General features: G+C 40.3%; 21 protein-coding genes and 1 pseudogene. 10 read left to right on the top strand and 12 right to left on the bottom strand.

The features are described from left to right. Window positions 1–137 precede the first annotated feature (137 nt). From ID165_RS19375 to ID165_RS19360, 5 genes and pseudogenes are all read right to left on the bottom strand, one after another. Window positions 138–1,364 (bottom strand): alkaline phosphatase family protein, encoded by a 1,227-nt coding sequence (locus ID165_RS19375; protein ID WP_192347074.1) that lies wholly within the window; start codon window positions 1,362–1,364, stop codon window positions 138–140. An 80-nt stretch (window positions 1,365–1,444) separates the two neighbouring features. After that, window positions 1,445–1,528, bottom strand: a pseudogene (locus ID165_RS27160) (hypothetical protein); the annotation flags it as partial. Window positions 1,529–1,717: 189 nt separating this feature from the next. Further along, window positions 1,718–2,977 carry a sulfatase-like hydrolase/transferase gene (locus ID165_RS19370; protein ID WP_192347073.1) on the bottom strand — a complete coding sequence of 420 codons (1,260 nt, stop codon included), beginning with the start codon at window positions 2,975–2,977 and terminating at the stop codon, window positions 1,718–1,720. A 535-nt stretch (window positions 2,978–3,512) separates the two neighbouring features. Then, on the bottom strand, window positions 3,513–4,112 hold the full coding sequence (locus ID165_RS19365; RefSeq protein ID WP_192347072.1) for a hypothetical protein: 600 nt from the start codon (window positions 4,110–4,112) through the stop codon (window positions 3,513–3,515). A 649-nt stretch (window positions 4,113–4,761) separates the two neighbouring features. Then, window positions 4,762–4,983, bottom strand: coding sequence for a hypothetical protein (locus ID165_RS19360; protein ID WP_192347071.1), 222 nt, complete (start codon window positions 4,981–4,983; stop codon window positions 4,762–4,764). A 368-nt stretch (window positions 4,984–5,351) separates the two neighbouring features. Between ID165_RS19360 and ID165_RS19355 the strand changes: the two genes are divergently transcribed. Continuing rightward, a complete protein-coding gene (locus ID165_RS19355) occupies window positions 5,352–5,954 on the top strand; it encodes a TetR family transcriptional regulator (protein ID WP_192347070.1) in 603 nt (200 codons plus the stop codon). A gap of 488 nt (window positions 5,955–6,442) precedes the next feature. Here ID165_RS19355 and ID165_RS19350 read toward each other — a convergent pair whose 3' ends face one another. From ID165_RS19350 to ID165_RS19340, 3 genes are read right to left on the bottom strand one after another with little or no spacing between them, the layout of a single operon-like run. Continuing rightward, the gene (locus ID165_RS19350) at window positions 6,443–6,946 is read right to left on the bottom strand and encodes a hypothetical protein (RefSeq protein WP_192347069.1); all 504 of its coding nucleotides are present in this window, start codon (window positions 6,944–6,946) and stop codon (window positions 6,443–6,445) included. A gap of 44 nt (window positions 6,947–6,990) precedes the next feature. After that, a complete protein-coding gene (locus tag ID165_RS19345; protein ID WP_192347068.1) occupies window positions 6,991–7,278 on the bottom strand; it encodes a transcriptional regulator in 288 nt (95 codons plus the stop codon). Beyond that, window positions 7,265–7,840, bottom strand: a complete 576-nt coding sequence (locus ID165_RS19340) for a hypothetical protein (RefSeq protein ID WP_192347067.1) — start codon at window positions 7,838–7,840, stop codon at window positions 7,265–7,267. The genes ID165_RS19345 and ID165_RS19340 overlap by 14 nt, the downstream gene beginning before the upstream one ends. 119 nt (window positions 7,841–7,959) lie before the next feature. Here ID165_RS19340 and ID165_RS19335 point away from each other — a divergent pair, with 119 nt between their 5' ends. The 4 genes from ID165_RS19335 (at window position 7,960) to ID165_RS19320 (ending at window position 10,129) form a co-directional block, all read left to right on the top strand. Continuing rightward, window positions 7,960–8,412, top strand: a complete 453-nt coding sequence (locus ID165_RS19335; RefSeq protein ID WP_192347066.1) for a DUF1569 domain-containing protein — start codon at window positions 7,960–7,962, stop codon at window positions 8,410–8,412. Next, complete coding sequence (locus ID165_RS19330; RefSeq protein ID WP_192347065.1) at window positions 8,409–8,777, top strand: glyoxalase; 369 nt, start codon at window positions 8,409–8,411, stop codon at window positions 8,775–8,777. Before ID165_RS19335 ends, ID165_RS19330 begins: the two co-directional genes overlap by 4 nt. 110 nt (window positions 8,778–8,887) lie before the next feature. Continuing rightward, a complete protein-coding gene (locus tag ID165_RS19325) occupies window positions 8,888–9,502 on the top strand; it encodes an energy transducer TonB (protein WP_192347064.1) in 615 nt (204 codons plus the stop codon). Window positions 9,503–9,670: 168 nt separating this feature from the next. Then, on the top strand, window positions 9,671–10,129 hold the full coding sequence (locus ID165_RS19320) for a copper resistance protein NlpE (RefSeq protein WP_192347063.1): 459 nt from the start codon (window positions 9,671–9,673) through the stop codon (window positions 10,127–10,129). Between the two features lie 2 nt (window positions 10,130–10,131). Here the strand turns inward: ID165_RS19320 and ID165_RS19315 are convergent, their stop codons facing one another. Beyond that, window positions 10,132–11,064 carry a hydrogen peroxide-inducible genes activator gene (locus ID165_RS19315; protein ID WP_192347062.1) on the bottom strand — a complete coding sequence of 311 codons (933 nt, stop codon included), beginning with the start codon at window positions 11,062–11,064 and terminating at the stop codon, window positions 10,132–10,134. 265 nt (window positions 11,065–11,329) lie between these two features. Here ID165_RS19315 and ID165_RS19310 point away from each other — a divergent pair, with 265 nt between their 5' ends. The 5 genes from ID165_RS19310 to ID165_RS19290 all read left to right on the top strand — a co-directional run bounded on the left by ID165_RS19310 (window position 11,330) and on the right by ID165_RS19290 (window position 17,356). Next, a complete protein-coding gene (locus ID165_RS19310; protein ID WP_192347061.1) occupies window positions 11,330–12,547 on the top strand; it encodes a redoxin domain-containing protein in 1,218 nt (405 codons plus the stop codon). 62 nt (window positions 12,548–12,609) lie between these two features. Next, window positions 12,610–13,044, top strand: coding sequence for a MarR family winged helix-turn-helix transcriptional regulator (locus ID165_RS19305; protein ID WP_192347060.1), 435 nt, complete (start codon window positions 12,610–12,612; stop codon window positions 13,042–13,044). A 1-nt stretch (window position 13,045) separates the two neighbouring features. Beyond that, window positions 13,046–13,468, top strand: a complete 423-nt coding sequence (locus ID165_RS19300) for an organic hydroperoxide resistance protein (protein WP_192347059.1) — start codon at window positions 13,046–13,048, stop codon at window positions 13,466–13,468. 309 nt (window positions 13,469–13,777) lie between these two features. Further along, on the top strand, window positions 13,778–15,166 hold the full coding sequence (locus tag ID165_RS19295; RefSeq protein WP_192347058.1) for a dipeptidase: 1,389 nt from the start codon (window positions 13,778–13,780) through the stop codon (window positions 15,164–15,166). A 42-nt stretch (window positions 15,167–15,208) separates the two neighbouring features. Next, window positions 15,209–17,356 (top strand): protein-disulfide reductase DsbD, encoded by a 2,148-nt coding sequence (locus ID165_RS19290; RefSeq protein ID WP_192347057.1) that lies wholly within the window; start codon window positions 15,209–15,211, stop codon window positions 17,354–17,356. On the opposite strand, the gene ID165_RS19285 is transcribed toward ID165_RS19290, so the two are convergent. The 3 genes from ID165_RS19285 to ID165_RS19280 form a co-directional block, all read right to left on the bottom strand. Next, window positions 17,353–18,630: an alginate export family protein gene (locus tag ID165_RS19285; RefSeq protein WP_192347056.1), complete on the bottom strand. Its 1,278-nt coding sequence runs from the start codon at window positions 18,628–18,630 to the stop codon at window positions 17,353–17,355. The two genes, ID165_RS19290 and ID165_RS19285, sit on opposite strands and share 4 nt — an antisense overlap. 104 nt (window positions 18,631–18,734) lie before the next feature. Continuing rightward, window positions 18,735–18,869: a hypothetical protein gene (locus tag ID165_RS26960; RefSeq protein ID WP_255505061.1), complete on the bottom strand. Its 135-nt coding sequence runs from the start codon at window positions 18,867–18,869 to the stop codon at window positions 18,735–18,737. A 140-nt stretch (window positions 18,870–19,009) separates the two neighbouring features. Beyond that, complete coding sequence (locus tag ID165_RS19280) at window positions 19,010–20,452, bottom strand: rubredoxin (RefSeq protein WP_192347055.1); 1,443 nt, start codon at window positions 20,450–20,452, stop codon at window positions 19,010–19,012. Window positions 20,453–20,497 lie beyond the last annotated feature (45 nt).

Here is a 20,497-nt window from a genome sequence, read left to right as displayed (position 1 = left end):
CTAATCGGGATGGCCGTTGAAGAACAAATGTCGTGACAGGCTCTCGCCCTCCGCCGCGGCAGAGGGAATTGCCAAATTTGAACTTCTAGCATTAACTCAAAATACGCACGTACAGTTAAGCGGGTACACGTATAATCTTATTGGTTCACCAGCCAATAGTTTAGATACCCAGACGGAGTTTCCAGCACTACTTTGAAGATTTCGGACTGTGTTCCATTAAGAGAAAATGTCTTGCTCCCATCTGCCAAATCAACTTCGCCTACAAGCCAATAATTGTCCAAGCCCCCGGTTTTGAACTCATTGGTGGTGGATACCCACACTCTTCCAGTCTGACCTTCAGAAAGTGCTTTCCAAGTCACGGAGATCTCTCCGTTTCTTAGTTCGGCTTTAAGATCACTCGCATCCACATGGCCGATGAATGGAGCACCATCAAGCTCCATTGCTATTTTTTTAGGGATTTTCAAGCCTAAGTGGTAAGCGATGGAAGGGAGTATATCCACCATTTCAGGCTCCTGCCTGAAGTGTGTATTTGTCTCTTTTGAATTTGTCACAATCCAAATCCTTCGCTCTCTTTCGGATTGACCGCCATGTCCAAATCCATCATCTTCCCGACCATGATCGGTGGTGATTATGATCAGCCAATCTTCTTTGAAGTTCTTTTCCCGGTACTGAATGGCTTCCCAAACTCTTCCTATCTGAACGTCTGCTTTTTGTACTCCATCACTCATCTGGGGACTATTGCCATAGCTATGCCCCATATCGTCAGTATATTCCAAGTACATCCAAGATAGATCGGGCGCTTCTGCTGAAATATAGCGTGCAGCCTCTTTGGACACCACTTCATCTATTTGATAGATATATAGCCGGTCATCTCCATGTGGGAAGTTCATACTGTCCAGCTCCATTCCATCAAAATAGTAGTCAAAGGTGAAGTTTCCGGTTCCCGGCAAACTTGCTCCCGCCAATTTGGTTCTATTGTCCAGCCACGTAGAATATATCGCTGTTTTCTTGGTAGGGTCTGTTTCCTTCAGCATCCGGAAAATCGTCCAATAATTATAGTTTGGAGCTTCTATGTCATTTCCCCATACATTGTGTTTATTCGCCCAGACTCCGGTAAGCAAGGAATTGTATCCAACGGCTGAGATCGTCGGAGTCTCAGAATATCCTCCAACTTCCCCACCCATAGTGGCTATAGTGTACCCTCCCTCTGCGATGATCTTGTCAATATTGGGAGTCGCTACGGTATCAAGAACATCTGCGGGAATCCCATCCAGAATTACAAACAATGCCTTCTTTGCGTTTTTTTGAGCATATCCCTGCGATAAAAACAAAGACATCACTGCAAGCATTAGTATTCTTTTCATTCTTAGCTAATAATTCGTTATTGTAAAAGTATAAAAGTAGCCCACCGCTCCCGGTAGGCCATGTTGTTCTAAATCCTGTATTAATTCCAACCGAAAATCTGGGTAAGATTGGGATTCAGCGTCACTTGCTGAATGGGAATAGGATGGTAGTAATATTTCGGTTCTTCAAAAGTACGATAGAGATTTCCATCATCCTATTTTGGTCTTTTTAACTGAGTGCTAAGTGGTTCCTAAAAGCTGTTTTACTATCCGGAAAATGTGACGTCCAGATTCGTTAAATTGAATAGCGTCTGCAAAGATAAATTTATAACTTTTACGAAATTCAACACCTAAATTAGATCTAAAAATTATGCCTATTGTAGGCTATCAAATGCATCTCTAAGGCTAGATAAAACAGTATCATTCAAATCTTGTTTTCTAGAAAGTCGATTTCCATTTTCATCTAGAAAATCTATGTATTCGGTTCCTTTGTCCTTCATGATCTTTCTGGAGTATTTAATAAAGAGACTTGAATCAGCTTTTATTATAGAATAATCTCCGTTTCCAATATGATTAGAAAGCTTAGGTTCAAATTCATTCAGGATAGATCTACCCTTCCAAACTGATGGCGGATGAATCCCAATTCTATGAAGAATTGTTGGGGCAATATCAATCTGTGTTAAGTACTTTAAATTCCTATAGGAGTATTGACTATCATCATAAATTAAAAAAGGAATGCTTATTTCATTAATATTCAAGAAATATCCATGACCCAAATAGTTGTTTTCACCCAAAGATTCGCCATGGTCAGAGGTAATAAAGACTGTTGAGTTTTCTAAGTATCCCTTTTGATCTAAAATCTCAAAAATCTTCTTTATGATATAATCCGCTTGCAAAATCCCATTGTCATAATTGTTTGTGTAAGCTTTTAATCTGTCACCTTGATTTTCAAACAAATATTCAAACGAATATGGAGAATACTTTTTGAACTGTTGATTAATAGTTCCGACACTGTGAACACTCATTAAATGTAGATAGAAAAATGATTCCCCACTAGAAGTAAAGTCAGCTATTTTAGATAAATTTTCCAATACTCCTAAATCATTGTTTGGATCATACTTCTTTGAATCAATACCCTCGAAATAAATATCTATACCATTGCCATAATAAGTGCTTAAATTATACCAGTCTTTATGTAGTCCAGACAAAATAAAGTTTACTTTATAGCCATTTTTCTTTAATATGTCATGAATTCTAATTCCTTTTTCTTCATTGTTTATATTAATATCTCCGTATAGAATACTTTCAATGCTTTTTGTAGTATAATTATATGTAGAAGTGGCAAAATCCACTTTCAAAAGCATCTCATTTTTATATAAACTGTCTAGGAAAGGAGTGGTACTCTTGTGATATCCGTAGATATTCAAGTTGGATGCTCTTAAGGCATCTACGATTATTAGAATTATATTTTTTTTACGAAATGAAGGGGTTTTGTAGCTGTCGTCAAAAGTTTCTTTGCGTAAACTTTCGTCATATTCGGTGAGTTCAACCCTCGTCGTTTTGTTTAAATTAAAAAAAGAAATTATTGGATCTTTATATATAATTGTAACTAGCGATTTTTCACCAACTGACAAGCAAAGAACACAGTTGATTACTAGAATATATATAGTTGTTTTAACTTTGTTTGAAAAAAATAGTGGGTTGAATTTTAATATTATATAGCTTACTCGAGTAGAATTTAATAAGATCCAGGCTAAGCTTAGGACGGCAATAAGCAAACTCAAAATATAAAGTATTCCGAAGTCAAAAGGTAGCGATTTGTTTAATTCAGGGACATGTCTTATGGATGATAGAATTATTTTTATGGATATGTGGTCGTTCCAAAAATAATTTCCTATGAAATGTAGAAAATATATAATTATTAACATCCAAATAGATGTCCAGATGAATATTGAACTAAATATAGTTGTTCTTTTTTTGAATAAAATTAGCTCGATTTTAATAATGATTAAATAAAAGATATTAAGCAAAAACAATATGCTAATAAGTATATAAAGGTGTAGAATCAGAACTGTGCCAGTCTGTAGAATACTATGGTCAAATATGTTCATTTATTCTTTAAAAAACCTTTCAAGATTATAATCTTGAAAGGTTTTAATTACGGTGTTTTTAGTCCTTTCCTCCTGAGGAAGTAACTGTATGGTTACATGTACCACCTCCGGAGAAGCAGAGGCAGCCAATAATTCTTCCAATTTGATCACGTTCAAAACCGCAGCTACTGCATGGGGCACCTGTGCATGTATGAGTTTCTTCTGACTGATAAATGACATATGAATCAGGTATATTCTCTATCCGAAGGTTAGGAGATGTTTTGAAATTAACGGCCAAGGAAATTTTTTTATTTTCAGAGTCTAGACCAGTTGCTATTATAGCCATAATACTGTTGTCCTCTCTGTTTATATCAATAGTGAATTCATCATACTTTTTTACTTGCTTTGCAAGCACAGGAAACCTATTGTTAAAGTATTCTTTAACTTTTTCCTTATTTTGAAATTCCCAGTCATTATCATTACTTTCTCTTTGTAAAATAAGTTTGTTTCCGGTGCTTATGTCCACCAATATGCTTTCTTCATAAAGATCAGCAGTATTAGAAAGAACGTCTTCATCATTATTCCCAACACAACTAGTTAGTGAGATAAAAGCACACAAAACAAGCGTCTTACCAAAGGTGAGTAGACTAATTTCATTTTTTTTAGATAATCGTTTCATAAATTACTGATGTTTAAAGAATTATAAATAAGTGCTACAATTATTTGAAATCATATCAGGAAGAAGTGATACTCCTAAACTTTTTTATTCGAGCTATAACCTACTGATTACTAATGTGTTTATTCCATTATCTGACCATTCATGTCTGCCTACCTGTGTGTTTCTGTCATGCGAATACGATAAAAGCCTATGTGAACAGTACAAGACTGGTATATTTGAATACATTTTTAAAGTGTAGTAGGTCTTGTTGAACTTCACCAGTTTCGTGCGACAGCGGTTTCATTGTTGGTGCTACGTACGTAACAAAAACCTAGTTATTAGCGTCATAAATTGAGTTTACATCAAAATTTCAATCGTTCATTTATTGCCAATCTGACTGAGTGGTAATATTTTTTTAGATAAATAATTATCTAATTATATTCTTTTGTTTTGGGGAATCAAAGGAATTATGTTTCAAATAATCTTAATTTAATGATTAAATAACAATGAAATACAAAGCATCACAATTCCATAGACGTATTTTAATAGGACGAGCCCTTCAGAGAATGAATCCTCAACTAGTGACTAAATAGTCTTTATAGGGTATACTGCGTAAGTCAATAAAAAAAACACCTGAAGTGGTGGCTTAGATAAGGGTTTTAATTCGGGGCTAAGTCATGGGGAAATATTCATTTTCTACTCTTCCGTCAGGATAAAGTTTGGGGATTGCGTATCCGGGCAGGGTCTCTAGGTAGTATTGCTTTCCGGCAGATTGCTCATCTCCATCACTCCACCAAAATCCACTTAAAGCCCCATTACAGAAATAGTGCACGTCATTGTACCAGATACGGTCCAATAAATGCTGATGACATACCCGTACCTTGTCTTTCATGTTTATAGAATAGGGCTTTTAGCTCTTTATGATCACTGTGTTGACCTCCTACCAGATCGTTTGTAATGGAGGTGATGGGGAAATGCGACATAATTTTGAAGTTGTTAAAGGCGCTGCGGCCCCTATCGCCAATGTCGAAGTAGTTGCCAAAAATTTTCTTATGTTCATTTATGTGCGTTATTTGGAGGAAGAAAGATTTAAGAGTATCGGCTTTCTTTTCGGGCTATCCTTCATTGAAGGAGTGTTTTGCAAGTGGGAATTAAATTATAAATTGAACGGTCATTCAATATTATGTATTGATTCTCGTGTTTCCAACCGATTTTGCAGTTAGTCAGATCCCTTTAACCTTCTTTTAATACCTTGATAACATGACAAATAAAATTTCTGATGAAAGAAAAAAAGAAATCGTTGAGGGTTTTTATAGACTATCGGTAGAGAATGGGTTGGAAAATACGTCTATAGCCAAAATTGGAAAGCATTTGGGGATGCCGCCTAGCCTCATTATGCATTATTTTCCCACCAGGGAGATTTTGATCTCCAATCTTATCTCATACATTCTGGAGCAATACCTCTTAATCTACCAGCCGGTAATAAAAGAATTGGAGCTCCAAAATTATGTGGATCCGCAGACTTTTGTAAATCGTTTGTTTTCCCGCGATTGGAATTTACTCTTTGATGATGGAGTATTCTATAGTTGCTATAGTTTGATTTTTAGGAATAGTCGAATCAAAAAGGAGTACCGGTTGCTCCACGACAAATTGCGTGAGTCATTGAAAGGGATTTTGGACCGGGATGAAAACTTGTGGGGAAAGGATACGGGCTTACTTTCCGAACAAATCTTTGTTGTGGTCGAAGGAGCGTATTATTACCTATCAATGATTGATGACCAAGAGGTGTATGAGCGAAAATTACAAGCCTACAAAAGTCAGGTTTATGATTTGCTTCGAAAGTACGAGGTTCCCCATTTGTAAAGTGCCATAAGGGCAATTCCCGCCCATACACCATTGACTGCTAGATTTGCGTGATCTGAGAAATGAAGTGCATTAATGACCAAGCATATTGCACCTATCAAGTTAAACAGGTGATACCTCGGTTGCTCTTGTTTCCAGATGCCCCGCGCAAGAAGAAAATAGGAGAGGATAAAGAATAATGCTCCCAACCAGCCGATTATTTGGAATATCATCCCGCAAAGATATTTTTTATACTCGCCCAATCAGGCAGGATTAAAGTTTATCTTTATGTAAATCCACTTTTCTACCAGTAAGGAGGCAAAAGCGACATAAGATTTGGTGAATTCAAGAATTTAGGCCTCTTCGGTCTGCCGCTGTGGCGGGTCATCTGTCACCTGTACTGAGCAAAGTCGAAGTATCGGTCTTCCAACCGGTAAAACAAAGAAAATATGGTTACTGGCATCGTCCGATAGCGGATGCGGATATTATTTTAAGATTTAATCCGAATCCTATTTTTTATTCAGCGTCATCTCAAAAAACTTAAACCATGTGCCACCGGAATTTGCCTCCCCGATTTCATACCATTGGCCATTGTCATTGAGGGTGATTACATACCGGACGTTCTCTACTGGATACCAGTAAAACACATTATCAATTAATTCAGCTTTATATGTTCCCTGCTGATTGCTCTGGAGAAAAGAGTTGAACTTATACTGTCCATTGCCTTCTGCCATCGTGACTATCGCAAGTGCGTTGTGGACAATATTTCCATCTGAAGTGCCTTGCCCCTCAATCAATAACGCAGTGTCATTCAGTTTTAAGCTGACTTTTTCTGTTTGTTCAAAAGTCAATTTCTGCCCGCTTTGATTCATCATCCACCCACTCCCTTCCCATTCTCCTACCAAGAATTCAATTTTTTTTATCTCTTTCCGGGCTTCTAAATTCACTTCAAAATTTTGCGCTTGAGTAAACAGTGGCAGGCATATTAGGCAAATTATAACTAGATTTTTCATAATATAAATTGGTTTATGTTGTAAACTATAATTTCAAATTTTTTTTAAGAAATGTAATTTTTGAGTGCGTGAACGTACTCCTCAAATGCCCTGATCCCATGCATGGTGATTTTGGCTGTAGTTAAAGGCCGCTTTCCCCGGAATGATTTTACGATTTCCAGGTATCCTGCTTTTTCAAGTTTGTCGAGCTGCACACTGAGATTTCCGGCTGTAGACTCGGTTTTCTCCTTTAAGAACGTAAAATCTGCCTCTTCCACACTGATCAGAAGTGACATCACGGCTAGGCGAAGTTGGGAATGTAAAAGAGGATCTAAGGGCTTAAATTCGCTCACGATAGCTGTTTTTCAGATAATATCCCGGAACCAAATAGCCTAGTATGATTGCGATGGCAGCCACTAGGTTCTGTTCTACTACGGGCAATTGGAATGCAATAATAGCCCCAATCCCCAAAACTACCGAACCGTAAGCAAAAGGGGGCACCCGAATAATGCTTCCCGTAGCATACATTCCTATGGCTACCAGAAGGAGAATCACGGGGTTGTGGTTAAATCCAAGTATTGGCATCGCACTGAGCACCACTATAATGGCTGCAAATACCGCAATCCATATGCGGCCGACCATCTTCCCCAAGTGCGATTTGATTTGGCTGTTCTTTGCTTTCATATAGCCCCATCGTGCACTCAGAAAAATAACCGGCACCAATCCCAACCAAATCAAATATGGCCGCTCCATTTCTAATTTATGCAAAATATATTGACCCAGATTGCAAAGGGATACTGCCCATCCCCACAGTAATAGCTGGAAACTGCCGTCACCGGAAGTTTCCCTTTTGGCCTTTGAAATCATCTCGGTGATAATCGCCAGCGATTCGGTGGTTGTTAAGTTTTTTTCCATTTTCATCGAAAGTTTCACAATTATAAATTGGTTTGTATTATAAACCAAATGAATCTATAAAATTTGTGTGATTTACAGGACATTGACTAATTTGGGTTTAATTCAATAAGCTATTAATTATGAAGAATATTTTTCATCCTCAGATTACACAAGAGTTGATAGATCGTATAAATGAGCTTACGCCCGAGACCACACCCCGATGGGGCATCATGCGGGTAGATCAAATGATGGCGCATTGCTCTGTAGCTTATGAGATGGTCTATACAGATAAGCACCCCAAGCCTAATTGGCTTATGAGATTTATATTGAAGACTTTCGTGAAAAATGGAGTGGTAAACGATAAGCCTTATCCAAGAAACGCACGCACAGCTCCTGCTTTTATTATTGAGGAACGCAAAGATTTCGAAACGGAAAAGGCTCGATTGATAGGCTATTTAGAAAAAACACGTGACTTAGGCATTCCGTATTTTGAAGGAAAAGAATCTCTTTCCTTTGGTCCGCTTACAGCTCAGGAGTGGAACAGTCTCTTCTATAAACATCTTGATCACCATCTGACCCAATTTGGCGTATGATACACCCCGCTAAGTCAATCCGAACTTTTATTGGAGCAAAAGATTACGCAGAAAGTATCCGCTTCTACGAGGTGCTGGGCTTTAAGGTGCAATCAGTGGGCGAAAAAATGTCTGTGGTCAAAGTCTCCGAAAAGATTGCTTTCTATTTACAAGATGCTTATTTGAAATCCTGGTGCGAAAATTCCATGATTTTTCTTGAGATAGAAGGTGATCTTGAATCGTATTGGGAGGCAGTTAAAGTTTTGGGACTTCCGGATAAATTTCCAGGCACCAAACTCAGCTCCATCCGATACAACGACTGGGGCAATGAGTTTTTTCTTCACGATCCGGCGGGGAACCTTTGGCATTTTGGGATTTTCAAGTAAGCTGTAATTGATAAAAAATGAATGAAAGCTAATTTTTTGAAACATCTAGTTTGCTTAGTTCGTTCACAATCAATAGATTGATGTCCTAAAACCCTTTAACCAAAAGCTTTATGAAAAAGTCAGCTGCATTATTTTTACTTCTCTTTATTTTTAGCCTGAGCTTTACTCATGCTCAAACTTCCACTCATTCTGGGGAGGACATGAATAGATTTCTTTCCCAAACCCTGAAATATCCTGCGGAACTAAGAGAAGCAGAGACAATGGGGGCAGTAGTGGTTTCTGTTCAAATAGATAAAACCGGCTTTATGATTGGAGATGTAGAATTTCTTTCCGGAGATCCTGAATTTGAAGATGAAATAAATAGAACAATGAATCTTTTGAAGGAAAATTGGAATCCTTCGTTTTTGGAAGGTAAAGCTTACGGTCAAGAATACCTCATGAGTTTTGACTTCAGAATTAACAATGACTCTCAGTTTCCTCCAAATCCTTTTATCACAGCATCTGAAAAAGCGAAGCCAATTACACCGCTTGAGGCTGTTAATAAAGCATTGGAAGAAAATCCGTATTCTCCCAAGCTCCTTAACAACAGAGCTGAGATCTTGGCTCAAGAGGGAAAGAAACTCCTATCCGATTTGGATGTAAATCAAGCTAAATTTCTAGCGGATAAAATGTTGACTGAAGTAATAATTGTCGGTTACTTGCCTACGGGGCCAAAATCACTCTAAGTGTATTCAATTAAGTAAAGTGGAGGAGATGGTGTCCGTCATCTCCTTTTTCTTTAGTAGTTCCATAAATATACTTGGTGAGTTGCTTGAAAAAAGGCTAAAAATTAGCAAAAGTGCTGCAATCAGTCTGATTCTTGATATTTTTGAGCTGAAAAGAACTTCAGTGTCATGATCAAAAACATACTTCTAATCGGTTTTATTACTTCTTTGACAATTCTTACTTCTTGCTCCACTTCACAGGAAAAAACAGAGACTCAGATAGAAACCACGGTAGAGGGAGCTGAACCGTACACTTCAGATAATTCTGCCACCTCGTTGGACTGGAGTGGAACCTACAAGGGTACTGTTCCTTGTGCCAGCTGTGAGGGAATAGAAACTACGCTTACACTTAACTCAGATTTCACTTATAAAATAGTAACCAACTACTTAGGCAGAAATGATGCGTTGGAAGAAGAAAACACAGGTTCATTTACCTGGGATGAAACCGGTTCTATTATTACCCTCGAAAAAGTCTCCCAAGCTCCCTCCCTGTATAAAGTGGGTGAAAATCGGATTTGGCAGCTCGATATGGAGGGAAATATGATTACCGGCGACTTGGCGGATCATTATATTCTCACCAAGAGATAAGCTTACTTGAACCGTACTACTTTGCCGTGGGCCTTGGATGTCATCTCCTGAGGAATAGAAGCGGTGATTTCTTTGTACAACAACTCTACAAGTTTTTGTTTGAGAAAACTTCGGTTTAATATAATGCTCACTTCCCGGGTTGGTGAAACTCCCTCAAACGGCCGTAATCTTGTTTTTTCTTCGTCTGAAAGCTCCATCGTCGCAAGCTCAGGCAGGAGAGTAACTCCTTTGTATCGATTCACCATATTCTTTAGTCCCTCAAGCGACCCACTTTCGTAATGAAAATTTTTGGGGCCACTTAGACTTTGGTCACAGAGATTGATTACCTGATCACGAAAGCAGTGACCTTGCTGTAATACCCAAAAGTCTTCTTTGATCACTTTCTCAGGATGGAAAACGTCCTCTTTAAGCAAAGGGTGGTCTTTGGAGAGGTAGGCTAAAAACTTCTCATAAAACATTGGCTTTTCTACAATACCCGCTTCATGCAGGGGAGTCACTACTATTCCTAGGTCCAGCTCGTCATTTTTTAGTTTTTTTACAACCTCTTCGGTGACCATTTCCTGCACTTCCAACTTCACATGCGGGTATTTCTCCAGAAAATTCCGGATAAATAGATGCAGTAGATAAGGTGCTAGTGTGGGGATGATTCCCAGTTTGATGACACCTGATATGTCTCCTTTCAGGTGGGCTACCAACTCAAAAACTCCCTTGCTCTCGGAAACCACTTTTTTGGCCTGCTCTATGACCTGCACCCCCATTTCTGTGGGGATCACCGGCATTTTACTTCGATCAAAAAGGACAACATCCAAGTCCCGCTCCAACTTACTGAGCTGTGCACTTAAGGTGGGCTGAGTTACAAAGCAGCTTTCTGCGGCATGGCCAAAATGTCGGTACTTGTCGACGGCAAGAAGGTATTCGAGTTGTTGTATAGTCATATGAAAAGGCTTCTTGGCATCTAAAGTAAAAAATCCTGCAGAGAGTTTATTGTCTAACTCTTCCTTACCAAGTACCAATCGTCAAATAGGAGGTTGAATATTTTTGTAAGCATCGAAAAATCAGTATTTTATTCGAGCTTTAAAATAGATCATATTATTTTGTCACACGACAGAACAATGAGTAATTCAGGCTTTACTATTCGGAATCCTGCTTTGCTATTTATTGACAAGCCAATAAACCCGTCAAAGCCTAACACCATAACCTATGAATTCTAAATTGAAATTTATCTTCTTATTTGAGGCTCTCGTGGGAGCGGCTTTTTTACTGATCCAGTGTACAAGTGCTCCCAAGGATAATATAGAGGAAGGAGCTGAAAAAGCTCCCAATGCAGTTTTTGTTGCCAATCCTGTCTTGGTGGAGGAAAAGCCCGTGAGGAAGTTAGCAATTGGTGATGCGGCCCCTCCTTTCAATCTGCCGGGAATAGATGGTAGCTATCATAAGCTGGAGGATTATTCCGATGCAGATGTCCTTGTCATCAACTTTACCTGCAATCACTGTCCTACCGCCCAAGCTTATGAGGATAGATTTATCGATGTAGTAAATGATTATAGGGAGAAAAAAGTGGCTTTTGTAGCGATTTCCTCCAATAGTCCCATAGGAATTCTTCCGGAAGAATTAGGCTATACTGATCTCAGTGACACATTTGAGGAGATGAAAATCCGGGCTGATGATAAGTCTTACAATTTTCCTTACCTCTACGATGGAGACACACATGAATTCTCATTGGCATATGGTCCTACAGCCACGCCGCATGTATTTGTATTTGATAAAGAGAGAAAACTCAGCTATTCGGGAAGAATAGATGCTTCTGAAAAGCCGGGCTCTGCCAATGCTGAAGATCTGAGAAAAGCAATTGATATGACGTTGGAAGGAAAGAGTCTTCCCGAGGCTGAAGCACAAACCCCGGCTTTCGGATGCTCAATGAAGTGGGCTTGGAAAAATGAGTACACCATCAAAACCAATAAGGAGTGGAAAGAGAAAGAGGTGACAATTGAAAAGCTAACGCCTGACGGTTTGGCTGATCTTCTGAAAAACGATACTGACGAATTGCTTTTAGTCAATTTCTGGGCTACCTGGTGTGGGCCATGTATTATAGAATATCCGGAATTTGTAACCATTCAGCGCATGTATGGGGAGCGGGATTTTCAGTTTGTCTCCATCAGCATGGATAGCCCGGGTCAATCAGACAAAGCACTGAAATTTCTAAAGGGAAAGTCCTCTGCTCTTCCAAACTATATTATGGATACTGAAGACAAGTATAAGGTAATCGAAGTAGTAGGAAAGGAATGGGATGGAAGTCTGCCGATTACTTTGCTCATAGAGCCCGGAGGAGAAATTGCCTACCGGGTTCCAGGCACCATTGATGCCGATAAATTGAAGAAAGAAATCGTAGATCATCCGCTGATCGGCAGATATTATTGATTACTATGGGGGTATAGCTAAGTTTATACAGTTAAATTGTATAAAATCTTAAAAGCGGTCTTATGTTGCAAATCCACCAACTTTCCCAGAATCTCTATTCAAGTTCCAGATTATTGATCCAGCTTATCCAGCTTTCTTTGAAAGAGCTGAATTTGACTTATCCGCAGTTTCTTGTCCTTTTTGTGTTGTGGGAAGAAGATGGGCTGAAAGTGAATGAAATAGGGAAGAGACTTTATCTTGATTCCGGTACGCTGACTCCCCTGTTGAAAAAACTCGAAGCTATGAATTATGTAAAAAGACAAAGAGGAGAAGCCGACGAAAGAACTGTCCATGTGGAGTTGACCTACCCCGGCAAATCCCTTCAATCAAAAGTAAAAGATGTCCTAGACTCTTTAAATGATAAGTTTGTTGAAACCTCCGAATTACACTTGCCTGAATTAAACCATTCTCTTTCAAATTTGTTAGCAGGTATTGAAACACTTAAAAAATCTAACTAGAATGGAAAAGCTAAAAATCGACTATACAGCGACAGCAATAAATACAGGAGGAAGAAAAGGTCATGTGAAAACAGATGACGGTCTGCTGGATTTTGATGTTGCCATGCCGCATGAAATAGGGGGAGAAGGAGGAAAGACCAATCCTGAGCAACTTTTTGCAGCTGGATATGCAGCTTGTTTCGGAGGAGCGTTGGGAGCCGTGGCAGGCAAAACCAGCCTACGCGACTCGGAGATTACCACCAAAGTACATCTGGGAAACTATGGCCCGGGTAATTTCGGTTTGGCTGTGGATATTTTTGTGAAAATCCCACATGCTTCTTCATTGGAAGAAGCTCAAAAACTCGTGGATGCAGCGCATGAAGTTTGCCCTTATTCTAAGGCTACCCGAGGCAATGTTGAAGTGAACGTGAAAGCAGTTTCTTGATCACCAAAACACTCAAAGACTAGGCTTGATACTTAGTCTTTGATTTTTATCCTGATTTTGTATTAGGTTACGAATAGCCTATAACTTTTTTTAGCGTGAAGGGATATAGTTACAGGTAAATTAGGCTGTTTTCTACCCGCCATGGCAGAAATGGCTGTGGGATTTGTGCGCTACGGCATAGAATTGCTAATAAATGATGCATTTAAGCAGTTATTTCATGCCTTTGGGTTCTAATTAACCTTCCTCAAAATAGGCATTTCATACTGAAAAGGATAATTTTGGACTCTTTACCAAATAATCCCCAGATATATGGCTGTTAATGATTTTATCCGCGATAACAAAGATCGCTTTCTCAATGAATTATTGGATTTGCTCAGAATTCCATCGGTAAGTGCTGATCCGAAATTCAAAGATGATGTCTTTGCAGCAGCCAATTTTGTAAAAGAAAGTTTGGAAAAAGCAGGTGCCGATGTAGTGGAAATCTGCCAGACCAAAGGCTATCCGATTGTTTATGGAGAGAAAATCGTCGACCCTATTTTAAAAACAGTTTTGGTGTATGGGCATTATGATGTGCAGCCTGCCGATCCTTATGAACTGTGGGATTCACCACCCTTTGAACCGGTGATCAAAAAGACTAAAATCCATCCTGAAGGAGCTATTTTCGCTCGCGGATCTGCAGATGACAAAGGACAATTCTACATGTATGTGAAGGCTTTTGAAGCAATGATGGCTTCAGGAGATTTGCCTTGTAACGTCAAATTCATGATCGAAGGGGAAGAGGAAGTCGGTTCTGACAACCTGGATAAGTTTCTCATCGAAAACAAAGAGAAACTCAAGGCTGATGTCATTCTGATTTCTGATACCCATATGATTTCTATGCAAGATCCTTCCATTACGGTTGGTCTTCGCGGCATGGCTTATATGGAAGTGGAGGTCACAGGTTCTAACCGGGATCTGCACTCAGGCACCTACGGTGGAGCTGTAGCCAATCCGATCAATGTGCTTTGTGACATGATCGCATCCATGAAAGATGAGAACGATCACATTACTATTCCTGGATTCTATGACAAAGTGCAGGAGCTTACCGCAGCGCAAAGAGAGCGACTGAACGAAGCTCCATTTGATCTCAATGAATACCAAGATAAACTGGATATAGCTGCGGTGCATGGAGAAAAAGGCTACACAACCATCGAACGGGTTGGTATTCGTCCAACGCTTGATGTGAACGGCATCTGGGGCGGATATATAGGAGAAGGAGCGAAGACTGTTTTGCCTTCCAAAGCCCATGCAAAAATTTCCATGAGACTTGTTCCGGATCAGGACTGGCATGAGATCTCAGAATTGTTTGAAAATTACTTCAAGTCTATCGCTCCGGAATCCGTAAAGGTGAAAGTCCGTGCACATCATGGCGGAGCGCCAGCCGTAGTTTCTGACTCCTCTGTTGGGTACAGAGCCGCTGAAGCTGCAATGGAGGAGACTTTTGGCAAAAGACCAATTCCTACGCGTGAAGGCGGATCTATTCCTATTGTAGCATTGTTTCAGAAAGAATTGGGTTCTGACCCGATTTTATTCGGTTTTGGATTGGATACTGATGCCTTACATTCGCCCAATGAGCATTATGGCGTGAAAAATTACTTTATTGGAATAGAAACCATTGCGGCTTTCTTTCGTCACTTCAAAAAGCTCACAGACAAGTAAACAATTGGTACACTTAGTAAGCCGCCCAGCAATCAAACCTTCATGACAAATTTCTTCAGAAAATCAGGACAATTTCTACTTCTGGCACTGCTTTTCTTCAGTTTCTACGCACAGGCACAAATTATAGCTCCTCCCAAATGGACAACTTCTATAGACCGGGAAAATCTCAAAGTAGGTGAAGAAGCTAAAGTTATTTTCGAAGCCCAGATCCCGGCAGGGTGGTACATCTATGCCAATGATTTTGATCCGGATCTTGGGCCTATTTTGACTACTTTGGAACTGGAGCAATCGGAAGATTACCGGCTGAAAGGTGAATTTGCGGCCATTGCTTCCAAAAAGAAGTATGAGGATATCTGGGAAGGCGAGGTCAAGTATTTTGTTAAGCAAGGGAGATTCGAACAAACCTTTATCCCAAATACAGCTCAGGGAAGAATTACAGGCTTAGTAAAATACCAGATGTGCTCTGACTTGACCGGTCAATGTGTCAATTATGAGGAGGAAATAGACCTTAGGTTTACAGCAAGTGAGAGTAAAACAACAGAACCTTTCACTGAATTTGAATCATCAAGTAAAGCGGAAATAGGGGCCGACCCGTCATTGCGAGAAGGAGGAACGACGACGAAGCAATCTGTATACGATAAAGAGATTGCCACACCTCGTGCCTCGGCTCGCAATGACGATAATCCGTCTAGGGAAGTTGGAGAATCCGCAACAACTTCATCAATTGAGATTATTCCGGATCAGGAGAAGGAGTCTCTTATGGGGTTCATGGTGTTGGCTTTCTTGGCGGGATTGGCGGCGTTGCTGACTCCATGCGTTTTCCCGATGATTCCTATGACCGTGAGTTTCTTCACCGGGCGGGCTACAAACAAAGCGACCGGAATAAGAAATGCTATCATTTATGGTTTTTCCATCATTGCAATATATACCATAGCAGGCACGGCGGTAGCAGCTATCCAGGGGCCTGAATTTGCTAACTGGCTGGCAACACACTGGCTTCCAAATCTCTTTTTCTTTGGAATATTTATTTTCTTCGCACTCGCTTTTCTGGGGATGTTTGAGATTACACTGCCTTCAGGATTGGTCAATAAAGTGGACGAAAAGGCCGATAAGGGTGGTATGATGGGGATTTTCTTTATGGCTTTTACACTGGTTTTGGTGTCTTTTTCCTGTACCGGGCCTATCGTTGGATCTATTTTGATTTCTTCTGCAGGCGGAGAGTTAGTGAAACCTATCTTGGGGATGTTTGCCTTTTCCCTGGCGTTTGCTATTCCATTTACCCTGTTTGCCATTTTTCCGGAATGGATGAATCGCCTGCCGAAATCCGGTGGATGGCTGAACTCTGTGAAAGTGGTTTTGGGTTTCCTAGAGCTTGCGCTGGCATTCAAATTCTTGTCCATGGCGGATTTGGTTTATCACTGGGGAATCTTAGACCGTGATATTTTCTTGATTATCTGGATTGTGATTTTCAGTGTACTTGGGCTTTATCTTCTTGGGAAAATCCGTCTTCCGCACGATTCTCCATCCGATAGCATAGGTGTGCCTAGATTGCTTTTGGCCTTAGTCACGTTCATGTTTGTGGTCTACATGATTCCGGGGCTTTTTGGTGCTCCGCTGAAATACCTAAGCGGTTTTCTTCCGCCTATGTCTACACAGCAATTTAGGCTGACTGGCGGTCTTAGTATGACAGAAGTGGGGGAGAATATCTTGGATGAACCTGTGAAATATGCAGAGATCCCATTGGAAATTCCCCACGGGATCCAAGGGTATTTTGATTACAAACAAGCAATGAGGGCTGCCAAAAAGGCTAATAAGCCGCTTTTCATTGATTTTACCGGGCATGGCTGTGTGAATTGCCGAAAAATGGAAGAGAACGTCTGGGTGGATCCACAGGTGTTGAAAAGACTGAAGGAGGACTTCGTGATGGTAGCCCTGTATGTCGATGAGCGATTGGAGCTTCCGGAAAGTGAATGGTACACTTCGGAATACGACTCCAAAGTCAAAAAAACGCTTGGAAAACAAAATGCAGATTTCCAGATCACACGATTCCAAAACAATGCCCAGCCTTACTATGTGATCTTGGATCATAATGAAAATCTTCTCGCTCCTCCCAAAGCATACGATACCGATATTCAGGCATTCACTGAGTTTTTGGATGGAGCGAAGGAGAGATTTGAGGATGGGAATTAATTCTGTTTAAAATTGTAAGTAAGTAATCTAGGATTTACAATCAGCTGGACCCATCCCCAGTTATTAGTATTGTCTGAGGATGTTCCTCCTTTCACCGAACTCATACTTTCGGTGGCAAACAGCTGAGAATAACCCACATTCATTTTGATGTAGTTGGCGATGCTTTTAGAGAAAACAAGGTCCACTTCTGTGCCCAGCTTTTGGCTTAGATCATTTGCCATTTCAGCGTTGGCAAAGAATAAATGTGTATTTAACCCGAGCATGGATTTTTCGCCAAGGGTTAAGGCAATTTTCCCATACACATCATTCAGCCCGACGTTATTTGCATGATTTCCCACGTAGAAATAGTCCATGTATCCATTGAATTTATGATTTGTTCCATACAGGGGAAAGAAGGATTTGTTCTTTTCTTCACCGCCTTGATCAGTTCCGCTCAAAGACTCAAAGCCGGCAATTAATGTCACCTTTCCGGGATTGTATTTCGCTTCCACCATATACTGGTAGGCACTAAGATCGGTGGAAGCATTAGCCTTTCCTGTTTGCAAGTAGGCGGATCCTGCGATAGTGAGTGCTGAGATCGGAAAGGTGAAGTAGGTGCCGGTGGTTTGTCGGTTATAAACACCATCCGTGAGCGGCACAGGATCGCCGGTATATTTTTGGAAACCGTTGTTCATCAAGAGAAAGCTAACCGAAGCTTTGTCCCAAACCTTCGTCAAATGTGCCATTTGCATGGTCTTATAAGAAAATGCACCTGTAATCGTGTAGTCAGTACCGAATGTGTTCTGTGTCTCCTGATTGTATGCAAATGCCAAGTCCAACTTGAATTTGTTTTTGGAATATTGAATCATAGCCGCATCATGAAACCTTCCCTGCATCGCCCAATCCACTTCTCCCAGTATTCGCTGGTCATCGTAAGAGATCGTCTGCCTTCCAAGCTTCATTGCCCAATTTTCGGTGAATGCATAGCGGATCCATGCCTGGAATAAAGAAAAGGACTTGTTGTCGTCCAGTGCGCTAAGCTGCTGGGTGTCTCCCCAGGTGCTTACATCCTGAACGCTGAAATAAAGACTTAGCTTTTCATCTTTAAAACCCAAATTAAGCCTAGAGCGTTGGGTGACAAATGCTGCCGCCTCGGCATTGTCAGCAAATAGACTTCCAAATCCGTGACGATATTCAAATCGTGGACGGATATCTGCATCTAATGTAAATTCTTGTGCTTTCAGTTGGCTGCTAAGACATAACGAAAGTAAAACGAGCGTAAAAATTCTTTTCATAGTTCGAGTGTGGTAAAGTTAAACTCAAACGAATATAAGTATAAATACTTAATTATATGTAAATAAATACGTAAAAAAATAAGTATTTTTTTTAATCTTATTATTTACTTATTTCCCTTTTTTTGACGCTTCATGACTGCGATCGCAAACCGTCTACGTGTTGTATGCTCAACTACAGCAGGAATTGTAAATAAAGCCGTTCGTGAGGCAGACACGGTATTTCTAAGTATTTTATGCATGTACTTTAGTTAATGTAAATTCTGAAAGCTGAGACTGATCACTGCGTACCCGATCCCGGTTTGTAGTCCTCTATTTAAAGGGCGTTCCTCTGACTGATCAGTAAGACCAGGTTCCAATCCTGATACTTTCTGCCCACTAATTATTCTATCTGTTTCTCAAAAATTTTCTTTAAAAATTTCGACTTAGGAGCTTCACACAGCGAGCAACGATAGTCCTCCGGCAAGTCCTCAAAAGGGGTTAGAGGAGCAATTGCTTGGCTGAGATCTCCATACCGCGGATCATAAACAGTCAGGCAATCGGAGCACTGATAAGCTTCTGTTTTTATGGTTTCTTTTGGCTTGGATAGTTTTTTGGATTCTTCCTGTTTTTTTCCAAGTTGCTCGAAATATAACTTGCTTAGCTCAATCAAAAGACCGGGCAATTCGACCTTGTCCACCTCCTGTACATAGACTATGTATTGTTGTGTGTTAGGGTCGAAGTTTTTGGCATAAAGCAGATTATACGTATTGCGGATTTTAATTCCCTCCAAGCCTAAGTGAGGCAGGTTTTTTTCTATAATAATAGAAGTAAAATAATATGCTTTTCTGGTGTAATCTGTGATTCCAAAAGTCAACCCATAGGTACTGATGTCTCTTTTGTCAAAGTTGTCCACCAGATACTCTTTGAGCTTAAGCGCTGATTTGTTGCTAACAGGAAGATGCCAGTTTAGTTCAAGCATGGAGTGGCGCACGTTGATCCCGTATCGGCCTAGAAGCCGTTCCCATTCAATCTTTGAGTTCTCGGGAATTCCTTTGATAATAATGGATTTCCAGGGGGTGATCGAGATTTTTCCGATTTTACTGTCTGCACAGAGATCACAAAGTACTTTCAGAAAGTCTATATAGTATTTGTTGTTTCTCCAATACAAGCCCAGCCAATAACGGTCGTCGCCTACGCGATTGATTCCTTCATAATATGGGAAAGGATAAAATGGCACTTCCAGCGGATTGTCCACAGTCCTGTTATTGGAGTCCACTGCATCATTGACAAGCTCAAAAAGAAATTCCACTGTCTCGGGTTCTTCCCGCAGTATATCCTCGATGGCCGAAGCTATCTTCGCCATATCCCAACTGTAAATCAGTGCGGGATACATCATCGTATTTTCCCAATGGGGCAGGCGCACGTACAAATACCAATAGTCTTCATGGGCAGAAGCAATGAAGTTAAGATGACCTGTGAAAAGTGGAACCAAACGCTGCTTGGGATCAGTAATATTTATTTTCAGATTTGGCTGAACTCTGAACTGCTCCAGTATATACAGGTATCGGTCACCGGTGAGCCAGGGCGTACTTGGAAAAATATCCGAACATACGTAAGAGGAAACGATGTTTTCTGCTCCTATTTCCTCAGGAGATACTAGCTGAAATTTATCTTGAGCATCTATTTGAAGTGTATCATCCTCTTTGATAAACAGGATGTCTTGACGTGAACCCAAAGAAATAGTATCCAAGCCTGCGCTCTCAGCCAATTCCAAAATCTGCTTAAGTTCGGCCGGAGATAGCACCCCGCCCTTGACCACTACTCTTGAATACGTCTGTTTCATCTTTATAATTTTTTCTTAAAGGCCCCATGGAATCTCGCACTTGTC

The organism is Algoriphagus sp. Y33, from assembly GCF_014838715.1.
In the GTDB taxonomy this organism is placed as follows: Bacteria; Bacteroidota; Bacteroidia; order Cytophagales; family Cyclobacteriaceae; genus Algoriphagus.
Note: the sequence above shows the minus strand (reverse complement) of the source record. Positions and strands in the feature narration are given on the sequence as shown.

Bases quoted from the DNA above. Each gene is read 5' to 3' on its own strand.
- ID165_RS19375 (WP_192347074.1), bottom strand. From the start codon at position 1,364: ATGAAAAGAATACTAATGCTTGCAGTGATGTCTTTGTTTTTATCGCAG.
- ID165_RS19365 (WP_192347072.1), bottom strand. From the start codon at position 4,112: ATGAAACGATTATCTAAAAAAAATGAAATTAGTCTACTCACCTTTGGT.
- ID165_RS19360 (WP_192347071.1), bottom strand. From the start codon at position 4,983: ATGAAAGACAAGGTACGGGTATGTCATCAGCATTTATTGGACCGTATC.
- ID165_RS19355 (WP_192347070.1), top strand. From the start codon at position 5,352: ATGACAAATAAAATTTCTGATGAAAGAAAAAAAGAAATCGTTGAGGGT.
- ID165_RS19350 (WP_192347069.1), bottom strand. From the start codon at position 6,946: ATGAAAAATCTAGTTATAATTTGCCTAATATGCCTGCCACTGTTTACT.
- ID165_RS19340 (WP_192347067.1), bottom strand. From the start codon at position 7,840: ATGGAAAAAAACTTAACAACCACCGAATCGCTGGCGATTATCACCGAG.
- ID165_RS19335 (WP_192347066.1), top strand. From the start codon at position 7,960: ATGAAGAATATTTTTCATCCTCAGATTACACAAGAGTTGATAGATCGT.
- ID165_RS19330 (WP_192347065.1), top strand. From the start codon at position 8,409: ATGATACACCCCGCTAAGTCAATCCGAACTTTTATTGGAGCAAAAGAT.
- ID165_RS19325 (WP_192347064.1), top strand. From the start codon at position 8,888: ATGAAAAAGTCAGCTGCATTATTTTTACTTCTCTTTATTTTTAGCCTG.
- ID165_RS19320 (WP_192347063.1), top strand. From the start codon at position 9,671: ATGATCAAAAACATACTTCTAATCGGTTTTATTACTTCTTTGACAATT.
- ID165_RS19315 (WP_192347062.1), bottom strand. From the start codon at position 11,064: ATGACTATACAACAACTCGAATACCTTCTTGCCGTCGACAAGTACCGA.
- ID165_RS19310 (WP_192347061.1), top strand. From the start codon at position 11,330: ATGAATTCTAAATTGAAATTTATCTTCTTATTTGAGGCTCTCGTGGGA.
- ID165_RS19305 (WP_192347060.1), top strand. From the start codon at position 12,610: ATGTTGCAAATCCACCAACTTTCCCAGAATCTCTATTCAAGTTCCAGA.
- ID165_RS19300 (WP_192347059.1), top strand. From the start codon at position 13,046: ATGGAAAAGCTAAAAATCGACTATACAGCGACAGCAATAAATACAGGA.
- ID165_RS19295 (WP_192347058.1), top strand. From the start codon at position 13,778: ATGGCTGTTAATGATTTTATCCGCGATAACAAAGATCGCTTTCTCAAT.
- ID165_RS19290 (WP_192347057.1), top strand. From the start codon at position 15,209: ATGACAAATTTCTTCAGAAAATCAGGACAATTTCTACTTCTGGCACTG.
- ID165_RS19285 (WP_192347056.1), bottom strand. From the start codon at position 18,630: ATGAAAAGAATTTTTACGCTCGTTTTACTTTCGTTATGTCTTAGCAGC.
- ID165_RS26960 (WP_255505061.1), bottom strand. From the start codon at position 18,869: ATGCATAAAATACTTAGAAATACCGTGTCTGCCTCACGAACGGCTTTA.
- ID165_RS19280 (WP_192347055.1), bottom strand. From the start codon at position 20,452: ATGAAACAGACGTATTCAAGAGTAGTGGTCAAGGGCGGGGTGCTATCT.